General features: G+C 43.2%; 10 protein-coding genes. 1 reads left to right on the top strand and 9 read right to left on the bottom strand.

Annotation, left to right across the window (positions count from 1 at the left end; translation table 11 throughout):
• Positions 1-273: 273 nt before the first annotated feature.
• Positions 274-1,293 (top strand): hypothetical protein, encoded by a 1,020-nt coding sequence (locus CDO33_RS03705; protein ID WP_103080836.1) that lies wholly within the window; start codon positions 274-276, stop codon positions 1,291-1,293.
• A gap of 327 nt (positions 1,294-1,620) precedes the next feature.
• On the opposite strand, the gene CDO33_RS03700 is transcribed toward CDO33_RS03705, so the two are convergent.
• The 9 genes from CDO33_RS03700 to CDO33_RS03660 form a co-directional block, all read right to left on the bottom strand.
• A complete protein-coding gene (locus tag CDO33_RS03700) occupies positions 1,621-3,306 on the bottom strand; it encodes a glycoside hydrolase family 13 protein (protein WP_103080835.1) in 1,686 nt (561 codons plus the stop codon).
• Positions 3,307-3,390: 84 nt separating this feature from the next.
• Positions 3,391-4,335: a carbohydrate ABC transporter permease gene (locus CDO33_RS03695; RefSeq protein ID WP_242973530.1), complete on the bottom strand. Its 945-nt coding sequence runs from the start codon at positions 4,333-4,335 to the stop codon at positions 3,391-3,393.
• Positions 4,332-5,213 carry a carbohydrate ABC transporter permease gene (locus CDO33_RS03690; RefSeq protein ID WP_103080834.1) on the bottom strand — a complete coding sequence of 294 codons (882 nt, stop codon included), beginning with the start codon at positions 5,211-5,213 and terminating at the stop codon, positions 4,332-4,334. The genes CDO33_RS03695 and CDO33_RS03690 overlap by 4 nt, the downstream gene beginning before the upstream one ends.
• Before the next feature lie 3 nt (positions 5,214-5,216).
• Positions 5,217-7,481 carry a DUF5696 domain-containing protein gene (locus tag CDO33_RS03685; protein WP_103080833.1) on the bottom strand — a complete coding sequence of 755 codons (2,265 nt, stop codon included), beginning with the start codon at positions 7,479-7,481 and terminating at the stop codon, positions 5,217-5,219.
• Positions 7,468-9,528, bottom strand: coding sequence for a YIP1 family protein (locus CDO33_RS03680; RefSeq protein WP_103080832.1), 2,061 nt, complete (start codon positions 9,526-9,528; stop codon positions 7,468-7,470). Before CDO33_RS03680 ends, CDO33_RS03685 begins: the two co-directional genes overlap by 14 nt.
• Before the next feature lie 13 nt (positions 9,529-9,541).
• The gene (locus CDO33_RS03675; RefSeq protein ID WP_103080831.1) at positions 9,542-10,444 is read right to left on the bottom strand and encodes a carbohydrate ABC transporter permease; all 903 of its coding nucleotides are present in this window, start codon (positions 10,442-10,444) and stop codon (positions 9,542-9,544) included.
• Positions 10,445-10,464: 20 nt separating this feature from the next.
• The gene (locus CDO33_RS03670; RefSeq protein WP_242973529.1) at positions 10,465-11,361 is read right to left on the bottom strand and encodes a carbohydrate ABC transporter permease; all 897 of its coding nucleotides are present in this window, start codon (positions 11,359-11,361) and stop codon (positions 10,465-10,467) included.
• Positions 11,354-14,278, bottom strand: a complete 2,925-nt coding sequence (locus CDO33_RS03665; RefSeq protein WP_103080829.1) for an extracellular solute-binding protein — start codon at positions 14,276-14,278, stop codon at positions 11,354-11,356. Before CDO33_RS03665 ends, CDO33_RS03670 begins: the two co-directional genes overlap by 8 nt.
• A 145-nt stretch (positions 14,279-14,423) precedes the next feature.
• Entirely contained in the window at positions 14,424-15,935 is a 1,512-nt protein-coding gene (locus tag CDO33_RS03660) for an ABC transporter substrate-binding protein (RefSeq protein WP_161496457.1), read from the bottom strand.
• Between the last annotated feature and the right edge of the window lie 56 nt (positions 15,936-15,991).

The raw sequence follows: 15,991 nt of genomic DNA, 5'->3' as shown, positions 1-15,991 counted from the left end.
AATATGCTGTAAGTATGATTTTCTTGCCTTCCGGGAAGATTTAATTCTCGTTTTGCCAATATTTTGCATCAATGAATATTGTTTCTTATGTATTTAAGCAACAATCCCTGCTTTCCGTATTTTATGCTCCCGGATGAAAGCTTTAAACACAAAACTCACATAACTCCTGTGGCAGTAACATTATAACATATCAAAGAGATTGGTCAAAGGATATAACCTTTTTATAGCTGCGGCATATAATATCAACAGAGTAATTTTAAAGGGGAGATAATAATGCTTCCAATACAACTGGCCGGGCTTGTTCTGGTCGGACGGGCTCTGGTTCCGAAAAGCCGTAGTTTCTCTTCGCCGAGCGTGAAAAATAACCTTTCCCCCTTTTTGGGTAAAAGAAATACAAAAAGCATACTTCCTCAGCGGGCAGTTCCATCAAGAGTGCCGATACCTGACGCTTCAGCCGCTATACGAGCATTGTACAACGGGCTGACCGGAGCAGTGTCCCAAATAACGTCTCAGATAACGTCCCAGATGTCAAAAGGAACAGAGGATTACAACGCTGTAGTCAAAAGCTTTATGCCTGATAATGCGGAGCTTTTAATTCCAAGGCGCCCATCAGGTTCCGCAGGTTTTCATTTTGCAGACCTTGACGGCAGCTCGCAAAATGGGCTGATAGCATCCTTCAAACTGGAAAATGAAATCAGAACCCTATACTTGAAAAAGAAGGGTGAAGAGTGGTATGAGGAAGCTGAGGTCAGCAGCTACGGATTCGATACCTTGGATTTCAGAGGCACTGCCGATTTGACCGGTGAAGGCAAAAAACAGCTATTGCTCGGTGTCTCTTCCGGAAACGAGATGCCAACCCTGTACTCGTATTCGCTGAGTGATGGTGTGTTTACCGAGCTATTTGCCCGAAGCTATGACAGACTTGAAGTTCTACCGGCGCAAAAAACGAGAAATACATATGATAAGGTGCGGCTGGCAATATGGAATAAAAGGGATGAAAACTCCTATGATATTGAAATCCTGCGGTGGAACGGCTCTGAGCTGGTGCCTGTGAAAAACCCTGCCTCTTATTATTATAACCGGGTTGCCCCCTACTATTTCCGAAAGGTAAAGCAAGCACCCGGGGACGTTCATCTATGGTACAACCTTGCCGAAGCATTGGAAAAGGCAGGGGCTTACAAGGATGCGCTGATCGCCGTCAACGCCGGCATGAGGAATCAGATGGAGCCCTCCTTGAAAGACCGATATTTGGAATTGAAAAAGACCATACTGGACGAAGCCCACAGTCTTTGAGAACATGCCTGAAATGACGCATCCAGCTCGCTTCGTCCGCAGATTAGGCGGGGGCTGCAATTCCCCCGCCGGTCAGAACACCATAGCAATCTGTACTAACTGGGCTTCTGATTCTATGGTTCTACTTCAGCAACAGACCTACCGGACACTTTGCCGGTGAAAGCTGAACAGCGAAAACTGACTGGTGAAAACCTAGCAGAAGCAAGTCAAACTCCGGAATCAGACTCGCAGCATGGAATTATTAGCTGCACAACAATAGGTCGACGCCGCATATTCCGCAGCATCGGCCTTTATCCTAATTATAACCGCCATTATGTTTTAACAATATCACAAGCCATGATGGATTTTATACACCCTCGCTTCATAAGGTCTTAAAATCATGTTTTTAAGCTCGGGATTATCAACCTCATAATTGCTTATTAACAGCTCAGCTCCATCAAATTTCATGCCTTCATCAAGCTTAAATTCCGCTTCCTTCTCAAAGAAATTGAGTATAACCAGCAATTTTTCATCATTATAGCTTCTGGTGTAGGCAAAAATATTCTCGTCATCCTCCATAAGCAGGTTCACATCGCCATAGACGATTATTTCGTGCTCTTTTCTCAGCTTTATGAGCTTCTGGTAATAGTAAAATACCGAGTTTCTGTCCTTTAATGCGTTTTCAACGTTTATTTCCTTATAATTAGGATTTACCCTAATCCACGGTGTACCTTCAGTAAAGCCTGCATTATCCGAAGCATCCCACTGCATTGGCGTTCTGGCGTTATCCCTGCCCTTGGCATATATGGATTTCATTATGGTTTCCACCGGTACACCCTGCCGGATTTTTTCGTTATACATGTTCAAGGTCTCTATGTCTCTGTATTCGGATATATCCTCAAACCGCACATTGGTCATGCCGATTTCTTCACCCTGGTATATGTATGGTGTCCCCTGCCATGTATGAAGAAGGGTGGCAAGCATTTTGGCTGACTCTTGCCTGTATTCCTTATCGTTTCCAAACCGGGATACCATTCTGGGCTGATCATGGTTGTTCAGGTAAAGGGAATTCCACCCCTTTTCCTTTAAACCTTCATACCATTTATACATGATTTTCTTGAAGGTGCTCAGCTTCCATGGCTTTACATCCCATTTGCCTCCCCACCCCGAGTCTATATCCATCAATTCAAACTGAAATAGCATGTTCAGCTCGTTTCTGTCGCTATTTACATAGAGCTTTGCCGATTCCGTATCCACACCCGGAGTCTCACCGACGGTCATGATATCATATTTACTCAAAACCTCCCTGTTCATTTCCTGCAAGTATTCATGCACCCTGGGTCCATTGGCAGTGTAAGGAAATCCGTTGCCATAGAGGGCTCCCTCCCCTTTCTCTCCGTCAGGAAGCCCCGGAACCTTTGATATCAGATTGATTACATCCATCCTGAAACCATCGATTCCTTTATCAAGCCAAAACCTCATCATATCATATATTTCTTCCCGGACCTTTTTGTTTTCCCAGTTTAAATCCGGCTGCTTTTCCGCAAACAAATGCAGATAATATTGATTTGTGGCCTCATCATATTTCCATGCCGAACCGCTGAAAAATGAGCCCCAGTTGTTTGGAGGGTTGCCATCCTTTCCGTCCCTCCAGATATAGTAGTCCCTATAAGGGTTTTCCCTGGAGCTTTTGCTGGCAACAAACCACTCATGCTCATCGGAAGTATGATTTACCACCAGATCCATAATCAGCTTTAGGCCTCTTTTGTGCATTTCGTGGAGAAGCTCTTCAAAGTCCTCTTCGGTACCAAATTCCTTCATAATTTTTCTGTAGTCGCTTATATCATAGCCATTATCGCAATTGGGAGATTGGTATATCGGGCAAAGCCATATTATATCAGCCCCCAGTTCCTTAATATAATCCAGCTTTTCTATTATACCCCTCAAATCGCCTATTCCGTCTCCATTTGAGTCTTTAAAGCTCCTCGGGTATATTTGATATACCACTCCTTCTTTCCACCATTTCTTTTCCATTTATTCATCCTTCCTTCCTGTAAATTAATTAATTAGAAAATTGCTTTGACTGGGATCCGATGAGGGCTTACAGCCTCCAACAGTTTATTCCCCCGTTATTCCCGACCGTTCCACTCCTTCAACAAACTGTCTTTGCAGTGCAATATACATAATGAGGAGCGGGATAATGGAAAGGAATGTCCCTGCCATGCTTATGGCTTCATTTAACGAGTTCAGCGTGTGAGCATCCGTTTTAACATAGATTCTTTTGTACTGGTCGGCAAAACTGCCAAGCTTCATTGGCAATGTACGTATAGCGCTGCCAAAATACAAACCGGATTGAGCTGTTTCATTCCAGTACCATACAAATGAAAATAAGATGGAAACCACAAGAGCCGGCAATGCCATTGGCAACGCTATTTTGCAGAAAATTCTGAACTTTCCGGCTCCATCCAATTCGGCCGCCTCGTCAAACGACTTCGGATAGCCTCTGAAAAACTGGTAAAATATAAGTATGAATATAGTGCTTTTTATCCCCTGTCCAAAAATCGCAGGTATAAAAGACGGCAAAGGCGTGTTAATAAACTTGTAGCTGTGGAACATCATATACCTGGGTACAAGGGTAACTTGTGAGGGTATGATGAATGTAGCTATAATCAGTATAAGCCATATTTTCTTTAAAGGGAAGTCAAACCTTGCCAAAGCATATCCGATAATGGCTGCCGATAAGGTCTGCAATACGGCAGGTCCAAGCGACAGATACAGAGAATTTATAAAGCTCCTGAAAAAATCCAGGACATTATAAGCTTTTATGAAATTTCCAAAATAGATCTGGGTGGGTATCCAGGTAACAGCAGGGTCAACCAGGTCATCAGGAGACATGAAGCTGGTTATTATCATGTAAATCACAGGATACAGGTAGATAAAGCCTATGCCCAAAAGTATGAAATAGGTGGCTGCTAATTTTGCCAAACCCATGTGATCATTTCTGCCCAGCACGACCTTTTTAAAGCTCACCTTTATTCTTTCAGCCGTCAACCTTTTTTTCAAGCTCGCTCCCTCCTCTCCAAGTAGCTAAAAATAACATATACCACCAGTAGAATAAGCAGGATAGTTATAAAATATATCCATGACATGGCGGCAGAGAAACTGTAAGGCCTATTCACTTCAAACAAGTGACCGGAGATCTTTTTATTGACTTCATTATTGGCAAAGTTGGCGATTTCCACAATGGTGTATATGGCGTTTATCATGGCCATTGGCTTTATAAACGGTAAAGTAATCTTCCAAAATTTTTCCCATGAATTTGCTCCGTCAATCTCCGCTGCCTCATAGATGTCTCTTCCGATTTTTTGAAGGCCCGCGAGAAAAATGAGTATCTGTGTACCTGAAAACCATAGTATCAAAACCAAATTGCTTAGGGCATACAGTACAGGCTTTTGGATAAACGACGGCAGGCCGTAAAGAAAAAGCAGAATTTTAGGATCTGAATTGGTAAAATCAGCGGTATACTTATTTAGAAGCTCACTTATTACAGGCCCGCTCATTATTATAACCGGGAGGAAGAAGACAGCTCTTAAAAAAGTCCTCAAGGGATATTTTCCGTTCAGCAAAAGGGCAACAATAAGAGAAAATACTAAAACTAACGGAGTAGCGCATGCAATGAACATTACGGTATCCCCAAGGGCGATTTTAAAGCTGGTATCTATATTTACAGCCTCATGGTAAAAAGTCAACCCCTTCCAGGTCATGGCAATTCCACCAGTCTTGATCTGCACTGCGTTCACACTGAGTATCAGAGAATAAATTACAGGATAAAAAGTAAATGCAAAAAAGCCTATGATCCATGGTGAAAAGAAGATGTACCCGGCTAGAGCATTGCGCTGTTTTACAGTAAATCCTTTCTTCTTATTTTTTGCAGCTTTCATATTCTATCCCCTTTCCACCAAATATCCTAAGGCAGGAATTATAATACCGCCTGCTACATAATCTTTATCATTGTAATTCACATATATCGCCGTTCCGCCTTCGTAGGTAACTTTTGCAACACCCTGGGCCAGCGCTTCGTGTTCGACAATCGCTTTGCCCTCAACACTGGAAAGTGCTGAATCAACCTTATCGTAAACGCTTTTTATTATGGGCTTCCAATCATGGAAGTTTATAGAAAAGAGATCCTCCAAAGGCGTATCCTCCAGCTCGTAGCTCTCCGATCCCGACACTATAAAGGAAGGATATGTCCCATACTCAATCATTTTAAGAATGCTGTGATTTGAGTAAAATCCCATATTGCTATAGGGTGCATAATAATCAATGCTTCCTTTCAAGACCATCGGAAGGAAAGGCACGGTATCGGTCTCAAACAAATACTGGCTGCATACGGTGGGCATATCGAAATATTCGCCTGTCTGCCCAAGAAGGTACTCGTTAGGGGCGTTCAATGCCGCTTTTTCGCTACCGGAAGCTGAAAGAGCCTGCTTGAACAGATCCATTGTCTGTTCCCTATAAACATATTTATTTCTTGTATAATCCGCATATAACCTATAACCGATTTGATCAAAGGCCAGATCAAAACCCTCCAGTTTCTTATAGCTTTCCTGGACTAAATTGGCAGCGAGTTTGGGCTTTATTACATAATTCTCATAATACATTACATCGGTATTCGGCCTCACAAATTTCACCAAGGTCCTGGAAAGGGATGTGGCTGAGTGGCTGGTGGCATTGATCTGATCCTTGTTTGCCGTAATAGGATTGATCCCTAAGTAAAACCTTCCCCCGCCAGCTTTTACCTTATCCCTTAATTTCTCAAAATCCGATAGGCTGCCGACTTTTTTCTCAAATCTTAAGTCACCGTATTTTGAACCGTTCAATCCTCCCTTTTGCCATCCCTGGTATACCATAGTTAGATTATTTATCCCGTCCTCAACCAATTCGTCCACAAACCCGACAGCTTCGTCGGTTTTAGTGAACACCGACAGGGTGTTAAACAAAAACCCTTTTTTAACATCCGCACCTACAACATCAATCTTAAGAGGTATGTTCCGGTCCACCCTCTCCCTTTCCAAAACACCCTTCTCTTTCAACATATTCCTGTACAATACGGCCATTCCTGAATAGTCGGCCTCATCACCACTCAGGAAATAAAAGCTTATCTCAGGATTTATCCTGTTGGCTTCATCCTGGGGCTTGTATACCCCGTTTCCTTCTTTTGTTGTGGGATGCATATACATCTGCCTGTAATCAAACCTTGCTGTTACCCAATTGTAGTCTGTTACCATACCGGCGACATTGGCTACTATGGTCGCATATTCAATTCCCTTTTCCACTACTGCAAATACGGCATTTTGCTTTGCACCATGAACCAGTCCGAAAACCGGCATGGTTATCTGCGGCACTTCCACCAGGTAGTCATTAGGCCTGCTTGCCATAAGGTCATTAGCCTCGGAGAGAAGGTCGATTCCCATGTCATTGCCATAGATTTTCTTTTCAAACCTCGAAACGTACTGGCTGCTTTCTTGAAACCTGATCAAAGCGCCGGGACCATCCGGTACAAAAATATAACCGTCCACTTCATCAGCTTCCGTACAGCCTAAAAACGGGACAAAATACAAGGACTTCAACTTGAAATCGCCGGTTTCCTCAAAGCTTCCTTCATCCACCGAGAATTTCAGGCTGTTTCCCTTAAGCTGCATTGTAAATGCAATTTTAATGCCAAGGGATTCTATGTCCACCAGACATTTCATGTTATCCTTGCCCCATTTATAAGTGGCCTTCACTTCCTTGTCATACAAGCTTATTCTTTTTTCCGAGTCCTTTTGGTTGAAATATTCCAGCGTGCATAAGGAGTTAGCCATCGACGACCAGGTTTTATTGAGATTTTTTGGCTTTTCCTCTTTCAAGGAGCCCCATATGTAGCCGCTGGCCTTATCCTTTACTCGTATTGACGCTATCTTTTCATTAAACCAGATTTCCAACCTTTCATTCTCCATCTTTTTCTCATAGCCTTCCGTAGAAAGCCTGTTTTTAACCGTACTGCCGGAAGGTTCAGGCATTGTATGGCGGTTTGATTGCACTTCGATGGAAGAAGTATCAGGAAGTATAAAAGCATCATTCTCATTCCTTTGGGCAAAGGTCATAATTGCTCCGAGAAAAGCAGCAATTAAAACCAAGACAACGGCGGATTTTTTAGTAGAGCACACGATATTTCACCTCTCCCAATACAGTATTGACGAAGTTAGCCACCTGGCCCCATATAAGGTAGAGCATTGCAAAGGCAACCACCGCAATAATCATAAAAAACAGCGTGAGCAATATATTCTTGACAGCCTCTCTTATGATGAGATTGTGAATCTCCATGATTCCTATGAATAAAATCACCCCTGACCAGCAAACAAAGAACAGCCAGGAAAAATTAATTATAAACGCTTCATTAAGAGTCAGTACATGGGTTGCTGCCAGAATGAACGGCACGAAAATAATATAGGGGGCAAGGGCATAAGCAGTGCCTATATATACATTTCTTAACGAACCTTCCCCTTCGTTTATGGAGCTTACCATATAGTTGCCTGTTACCCATAAGGCACATGGCACAAAAAACAATGCAGCTACCAGCAGTATAGGGGTGTCTTCCGCCCGAGCATGATTGAAAGTGAAGCCTCTGAACAACATATCCCATACAAATACCAGGAACGCCATGATATAAATGATTGTAGCCGATGCCAAGGAGCCCCTCTCCCCGCGCCGCAGATAATAATAGCTGTCAATGGGATGCCTTATCAGGTTCTTAAGGTACAGCACATCGCTGACAATACTCTTTGAAGCACGAATATTGCGGCAGAAGCTTCGTATGCCTTCAAAAAAACCATATTCCCGATCCATATATTTAAGCGCTTTCCACAAGACGTACATAACAATGGTCAGCATCAATATAATGCCTATATTGCGGTTAATCCAGTCATTTCGTATTTCCCAGAAAGCCTCGGAATATCCTGTCTTTTCATTGGCCAGCTTAAAATGCTTGCATGCTTCATCATACTTTTGCTGATGAAAGAGGGTTTTCCCATAGCCGAGGTGAGCAATCCTGGACATGCCATTTAGTCTTAAAAGCTCATTCCAGATCTCTCCGCTTTCCTTGTAATTCCCTTTTTCAAGATAATGGATCGCCTTGTGGGTCCTCATTGAAAACTCCGTAGGATAAAACATCTGTATGAGAGCCCGCTCTTTATCCAAAACATATATAAAACCATTATCATCAATATCAATGGCCGAAGCCGCGGTGAACAATCCGGTCCTTTCACTGGAAACCGCACGTCCTCCAAAGGAGAATATGAGGTTGCCCGATCTGTCATACTCATAAATCAGTCCTGTAAAGGTAAGAGCATAGCAGTTTCCATAGGGACCTGCGGCAATATCCACGAAATTCCACTCATCCACCATTGTGCCTTCTTTTCTCAGAATATCTATTCCGGCCATATTGTGCATTTTGACATTATTGTCGGTAGATTCTTCCGCTGCCCTCCAGGCAAAAGAGATTCCTGCATCCTGGGTTACGCTGTAAATCAGATCCCTGTCCGATATGTCAATGTTCTGTATCGCCCGGGGAATGCGGGTAAATATCCTTTCCTTCTGTTCCTCAGTAAAAATAATATCCTGCACTATCTCCAATAAAGTCTTTTCCCTCTTATTGGCAGCGAAATAACCCAAGAATTCTCCTTTGCTGTTAAACTGCATCAATCCTTCATAAGCTCCCTCGCCAACCACAAAAATGTTGCCCCCGGAAGTCAGCACCACATTCCTGGGCTTATACCTGCTTCGCTGACTGAAAAGATGGCTGTCAGGGCGACCAATCCTCATCAGGACGTTGCCTTCGGGCGAGAGGACTGTCACGCATTCTGCACCATAATCGGCTATGTACATTGTGCCGTCATCGGTGACAAAAATCCCCGTAGGCGAATTGAGCTCTCCCTCACCCACGAATCTTATCGAATCGTCTTCAGGGTTGTAAATGGCAATTCTGCCGCCCCCCGTATCGGCAACATATATAAGCCCGTTGCGTATAAACAGGTCTTCAGGATTCTTTAACCCCTTGCCCTTCAAATATATAGATCCCGGCATGTAAGCGTCCTGCGTCCTTATCCATTCTCCGTCCACCGAAATGGTGTAGGTGTAAGTGGTATTTTCACTGGCATAGACGTTTGAGCATAGAATGCTGAAGGCAAAAAGAAACAGCACTATTTTCTTTACCATTGGCAACCTCCTCCTATTTAAGCCCCGAATGAGCCATGGTATTCATCACTCTGGACTGGAGCACTATGAATATTATCAGATTAGGAAGAAACATAATAAGAGAAGCAGCAGCGCTTACACCCTGGCCTGCCACGATATTTCCCGTGGAATTTGAAAGGGTTGACATATAAAAGGCGAAGTTTTTTAAAGTTTCATTATTGATATACATGGTTGAAGCCTCAACTGAATTCCATGATGCCTGGAAAGACAGTATAGCAACAGTGGAAAGCGCCGGTTTAATCATTGGTATCACTATGCTTCCCAATATGCGGTAACTGCTGGCTCCTTCTATGGCCGCTGACTCAATGATGGAGTCGGGAATCTGGTCGATAAACTGCTTTACCAGAAACAACCCCACCGGCATGGCCAGAACCGGTATGATATGAGCCATGAAGCTATTCAAAAGGCCTGTATACACTATTATAAAGTACCTCGGTATGCCTACTGCCACAGGAACAAACATGAGCGCTAAGGTGTTGATGTTGAAAAGCAGCTCTTTGTGCTTAAATTTCTTTTTTGAAAAAACATATCCCGCCGAGGATGTAATAATCAAATTGAGGAGTACCACCACCGCCGTGGACGCAATGCTGTTGAAAAGGTATCGGGAAGCCGGAATATTGGTATTGGACGAAAGCCCCAAAAGCATGATGAAGTTGTTAAGTGTAGGCCGCTTTACATAAAATCTAGGAGGATATGCAAAAAGCTCCTCTATCGGTTTAAAGGCACTAATTGTAATAAAGACTATAGGCAGCATCATAAATGCAGCTATGGGCATAAGGTAAGCATAAAACTTCAATTGGCTTCTGTGAAAGCCTTTAGGGTTGATTCCGCTCCCCCGGAGGACAGATGTCCGTTTTTTTCTTCTAACACCATTCATCGTAAGCCCATCCCTCTCCTTTAATAATCAGAATTTCCGAAAAGCTTTTGTGCCCCTACGGAAGAAAACCTTATTATAATCAGTAAAACGACGGATATGGCAGCCGCATATCCCATCTCATAACGGATAAATCCGTAGTCCTCTATATGGGTAACTATTAATTGTCCGGCATAATTGGGAGTAGGATTCGCGCCGGAAAGAGCAACCCCGATGCCACTGCTCTGAAATGTGTTGACCAGTGCCATAACCGCTCCGAAAAGCATTTGTGGTTTGGCAGAAGGTATGGTGACGTAGATTATTTCCTGGAAACGGTTTTTAACGCCATCTATGTAAGCAGCTTCATATAATTCTTCATTTATGTTCAAAATACCGGCAAGTATTGCAAGAAACCCTACTCCCATGCTGCTCCACAACGTGACTATAATCATGATGACCAAAAGGTACTTATCGGACTGGAGCCAAAGCACAGGCTCTTTTATCACATTGAACTTAAGCAGTATATAGTTCAGATAGCCACTTTTATCACCATTAAAGATAACGCTCCAAACAGTTGTCAGCAGCACTCCGCCCGTCATGGATGGCGAATATATTATAATGGCCAGAATGGTCCGGGGAAGCTTGGAGATCTGTGACAAAGACCATGCCAGAAAAAACGACAGCAGATAGCCACCTATGCCCACAAATATGGAATATACTATTGTGTTGGGCACCACCTTTTGCATGAAGACTTCATCTTTTGTAAACAGATTGATGTAATTGTCCAAGCCTATGAACTTAGGCCATTCAATCGTATTGAAATATGTGAAGGACAGCCCCACGGCAGCCACAACAGGGATGACAATAAAAATGATGAAAAGGGTTATATAAGGAAATAGCAGCACTGCCGTGGAATATTTGTCCAGATATCTTTTAATCATTTGATCCCCTCTCATTTCCCAATTTTTTTCGCAGCTTTTCTATTGTTTGGACAGAGTAGTCTTTGATAATGTTACCGTCCTTATCACAGAATCCGAACTCCGATAGCTTTCTGATGATTTCCCTGTTGGAGTTCAAAGCTGCTTTATCGATGGACTCTATCAGTTCTTTATGGTTTGCTACAACATTATTCCATACATTGCTGACTTCCCTTTCCACCATATATCCTGCCGGATGTCTTGGGCATTCCTTCTGGTTTTCCCACTGCTCAAGGATAACCTTCATGTGCTCTTCCGGATACGGAAGCTCCCGGAAAGCCTCCAAATTGGCCGTATTCCATCTGAATTCCGGCCCGAAGGTGCTTTGAAGGGTATAGGCATACTTAAGCTGGGTTTCCTTGGACAGCCACCATTTTAAAAACCTGTAAGCCTCATCCGCCTTTTTAGTATCCTCAAATATCATGCAGGCGGTGCTGTCGGCCGTTTGATATCTCAAGATGCTCCCATCATCCTGCCTCTCACCAGGCACAGGAGCTATATCCCACAATCCCGTAAGCTCCGGAGCCGCCACCTGAAGCTGTATATATGTTGAGAAATTGCCAATTCCTATCGGTACCTCGCCGTACCTGAAGCTGTTATAAAAATTCGGCACATGTTGTCGGGCAGCATAGATTTTAAACATCTCCGTCATTTCTGTAAAACCTTCTATAGAGTTCTCGGTATCAATAGCAGTGCTAAACCCGTCATCCGAATAGTAATCCCCTTTGTTTTGGTATATAAAGGGGGAAGTGGTGCTGAAAGGCTTGAATCCAAGGCTATTTGCCAGAGGAATATTGAAATTCATGGAATACTGTAAAAGCTGGGGCATCATGGTCTTTACATCATCCCAGGTATCCGGCACAGCCAGCCCCAGATTTTCCAAGATGTCCTTGCGGTAGAATAAAACATAGAAATCCTGAGTTTCCACCGCCCCATAAACATTATCGTTGTAGCACAGCGGCACTAAAGCTTCCAGATTATACTGCCCGTTGTAGAATTCTAAAAAGTCATCAAATTCCAGCAGGTTTTTGGCTGCACCTCTTATTGCAAAATCAAAGATATTCCAGTAATTCACGCCAAGAACCACATCGGGGTTTGTCCCGGACGCATTGGCAAGGATTAGCTTCTGCTCATTGGGCATTATGGAAAGCCGTATGTTGGTGCCATACTTGGAATTATAGTCCGAATCGACTATCTGCTGTAAAACCTCAACATATTGGACCGGCCTGTTTATCCAAACTTGAACTTCCTTGCTGTTCTTTTCGTAAGTCGCCGCATAATTGTCCGCAGCCGCACTGGGTAAAAAGGAATGGAAAAAGGATTTTACCGACTCCCAGGCATATCGGAAAAATGAAACCTTATCAGGAGGCAATTCTTTAGTGTTATAAATATAAATCCTGTCAAGGCTCAAGGGCTGCTTTATAAGCTTGGACAAAACACTACCCAGCGTATGATTTACGGAATTATCCCCTTCGTTCAGCATGTTGGTCTTATTGGGCAAGGTTCTCGGCACTTTTGTGAGCTTTCTCAGCGTCTCAGCAGCATATACCAGGTTGTTGGCATACACCGGTTCCCTTCCTCCTATGTCCCAGAGCTTCTTATATATGGCATCAATTCTCTCCGCACATTTCTCAAGCTCCGGCACAGCCTCCGGAAGATAGACGCTCATATCCCATGTCCGATTCTCATCGTTGGTGCCGGCAGTCAGTTTTTTTAGCGCCATGCCCACGCTGCTTATTTTATCCATTGTTTCAATCAAATCAAAGTAACATTCCTCCAGAGGGCCAATTTCCGCCCTCATGGCAAGGGTGTGCCTTCCTTTTTCAAGATAGACGGTCAGCGGTTTTCCATCCTCCGAGGTTAACGTATAGTTTTTATATTCATATAAGCCCGTATTGGCAAAGGAGACATTTTCCAAGTCGGTATAAGGAGTCCTGCCATCTATTTCTATCGTTCTGAAACTCGTTTTGCTAACTTCCGAATATTGGGAATATCTGAAGGCGATATTGTAAAAGCCGTCGTTTTCCACTTCAAATTCCCAGATAATTTTCTGTCCTGCTTGCGACCACGAATTGTCGTCTATTGTGTTTATCAGCCTTTTATATGTGTTATAAGGGTACAATGCCGGATTCTTTATTCCTTTGCCCCGGATAAAGGGATCTGATTTTGCTGTATATTTTTCTGCTTCAATGATCACAAGACCTTCTCCGGAATCACCTTTTTCCCCAATATCCGCCATGTACTCATCATAAGACTTCTTGCTTTGCTTTTCCACAAGGCTTATATCCTTTATAACAAGATCCTGTACAGTGCTCGTTAATTCAACGGTGTGGAAACCTTCTTCAAGGGATAAGTCCAGGTATGGCTTGCCAGGCCTGGAATGATCTATTATAGGATTCCGTATGTACGCTTCTATGCTTACCTGTTCGGGAGAAAGCTCGTTTCCATAAGCATCCTTCTTGTATTCATACTGAGCGTCACCCCATAGGAGAGGAATGGATGCTATATACTCCATACCGTCAATCTTTACAGTAAGCATGCTGTCCATAACCCTGGCATTTTTGGGCTTGTACTCCAAAACCAGGTTGTATACGCCGCTTTTAGCGATGTTTATATCAAAGGTCAGAAAATCATCCTTTTTAAGAAAAAGCCCTTCATCGCTAATTCTAATCTCTTCACCGTTAATCTTGGCTTTTTGCAGAGCAATTTCCTGTATCGGCCCTGATCCATCCGGTGCCGTCCACCTCGAAGCCGCAAAGCTTACATCCCTTTGCACCTCTTGGGGCTCGTATTGCTGTTCATAGTTGGCGATGACATTGGTAGAGCCTATTGCCAAAGCGCATATTAAAATTACGGCCGTTATCTTTCCTGAAACTTTCATCGGATCAAACACCCCACAAAAATATAAAACGCAATAAAAAAATTACAGATGGGTAATGAAATCAAAAAAAGACAAAAACTCATCATAGGCCTTTATAAAGGTATGGGGGACGAGTGCAAGTACCCCCATACCTTCACAGCTTCAACTACTTATGCTTGCTGTCAAACTCCTCCTGAACTTTCTTCAGTATATCTTCAAACTCCTTCCAATATGCCTGCTGAGCCTTTGAAGCCACATCTTGAAGCTCGGCAGCTACAGAAGCCGCATCGGCAATACCGTCGCGCACCTCATTTCCTCTCGGGCTCAAATACTCATTGTTGACCTGGTCGTAATTAGGTATTATCTTTGACAAATCGCTCCTGAAGGAATTCTTTATGTTGTCATACATATAGGCTATGCCCTCCGTAACATTGGGCAGCGCTTTAAACTTTTCGCTCACATCAGGATGATTGGTAACCGGTATATAAAACAGATCTTTAGTGATCTCATCATCCCTGTTTTCATCTTCATATTGATCAAGCCTTGCTATGTTTCCTTCAGGACTGTAGGAGAAGAACCTTATAAACTCAAAAGCGGCTTGAGGGTCTTTGCATGAGGAAATCATAAAGTTATGGTCGATATGCATGGGCAAATGTCCCTGTTCTCCTTGGGGAAACGGCCACAACTCCCATTCAAACTTCAAGTCTCTGAGCCATGCCACATCCCATGTTCCCCTTGGGTCGCTCAAGATCTTCCCCATTTTAAACGCCATGTGGAGATCATCGGTATTTCCTTCTCCAAACTTTTTTATATAGTCGTTGGTATCCCCGTTGACTCCTGAGTTTCTAAGTGTCCATGCCTCAAGCCCCGGATACTCGCGCATTTCCCTCATGAGGTTGACGCCTTTGACCCATGTATCGGTTAACATGTAGGTTTGGGTATCAAAGTCATAAGCATATTTGCCATAATTTTTGCTCATAGAGCCTGCAAAACTCTCATCCATTCCCCAGAGAATTTCAGTTCCGGAGTATTCATTGGTAGTTGCCGCTTTCAACAGTTCGGCATAATCTTCGGGAGTCCAGTCCAATTCGGGATGATCCAGGTTTAGCTGGTCAAGCAAATCGAGATTCAAAAATATGGTCTCAAAATTTGCCCTATACGGGAGAGCATATAATTTGCCGCCAAAAGTATAGTTTTTCAGAATGTTCTCCGGAACATATTGAATATCTGGATCCCCTGCAATAAACTCATCAAGGGGATATAGCCAGCCCTGGGAAGCATAATAGGTCAATTGCCCTGCGTCATCAAGCACAACATCCGGCATGGTGCCGGTAGAAGCATTTGCCGTGAGATATTCTGCCGTGCCTACCGTGTAACGATCAACTTCAACATTGATATTCTTATAAAGCTCTTTAAACTTCTCAACAACCGGTTCAATTATCGGGAACTTACCATCTTCTATGGCGAGCTTTACAGTACCACTTATTTCATAGCGGGCATCATTTTTATCCTCTTTATTGTCATCTTCCGAAACCTTTGTGTCTCCTGAGTCTTTAGTCGTGCTTTCCGACTGTCCGGAGCTGTCTTCAGGAACAACATCATTGCTTCCTCCGCAGCCTGTCATGATTGACAAAATCATAACAATTGCCAGAAAAAACAATAAAAACTTTTTCCTCATTTTCTTTTCCTCCCTTATTCTTTTATATAAAAGCAACAAGCATGGGCTGTTGCTTT

It is taken from the genome of Clostridium thermosuccinogenes, assembly GCF_002896855.1.
Lineage (GTDB): Bacteria > Bacillota > Clostridia > Acetivibrionales > DSM-5807 > Pseudoclostridium > Pseudoclostridium thermosuccinogenes.
Note: the sequence above shows the minus strand (reverse complement) of the source record. Positions and strands in the feature narration are given on the sequence as shown.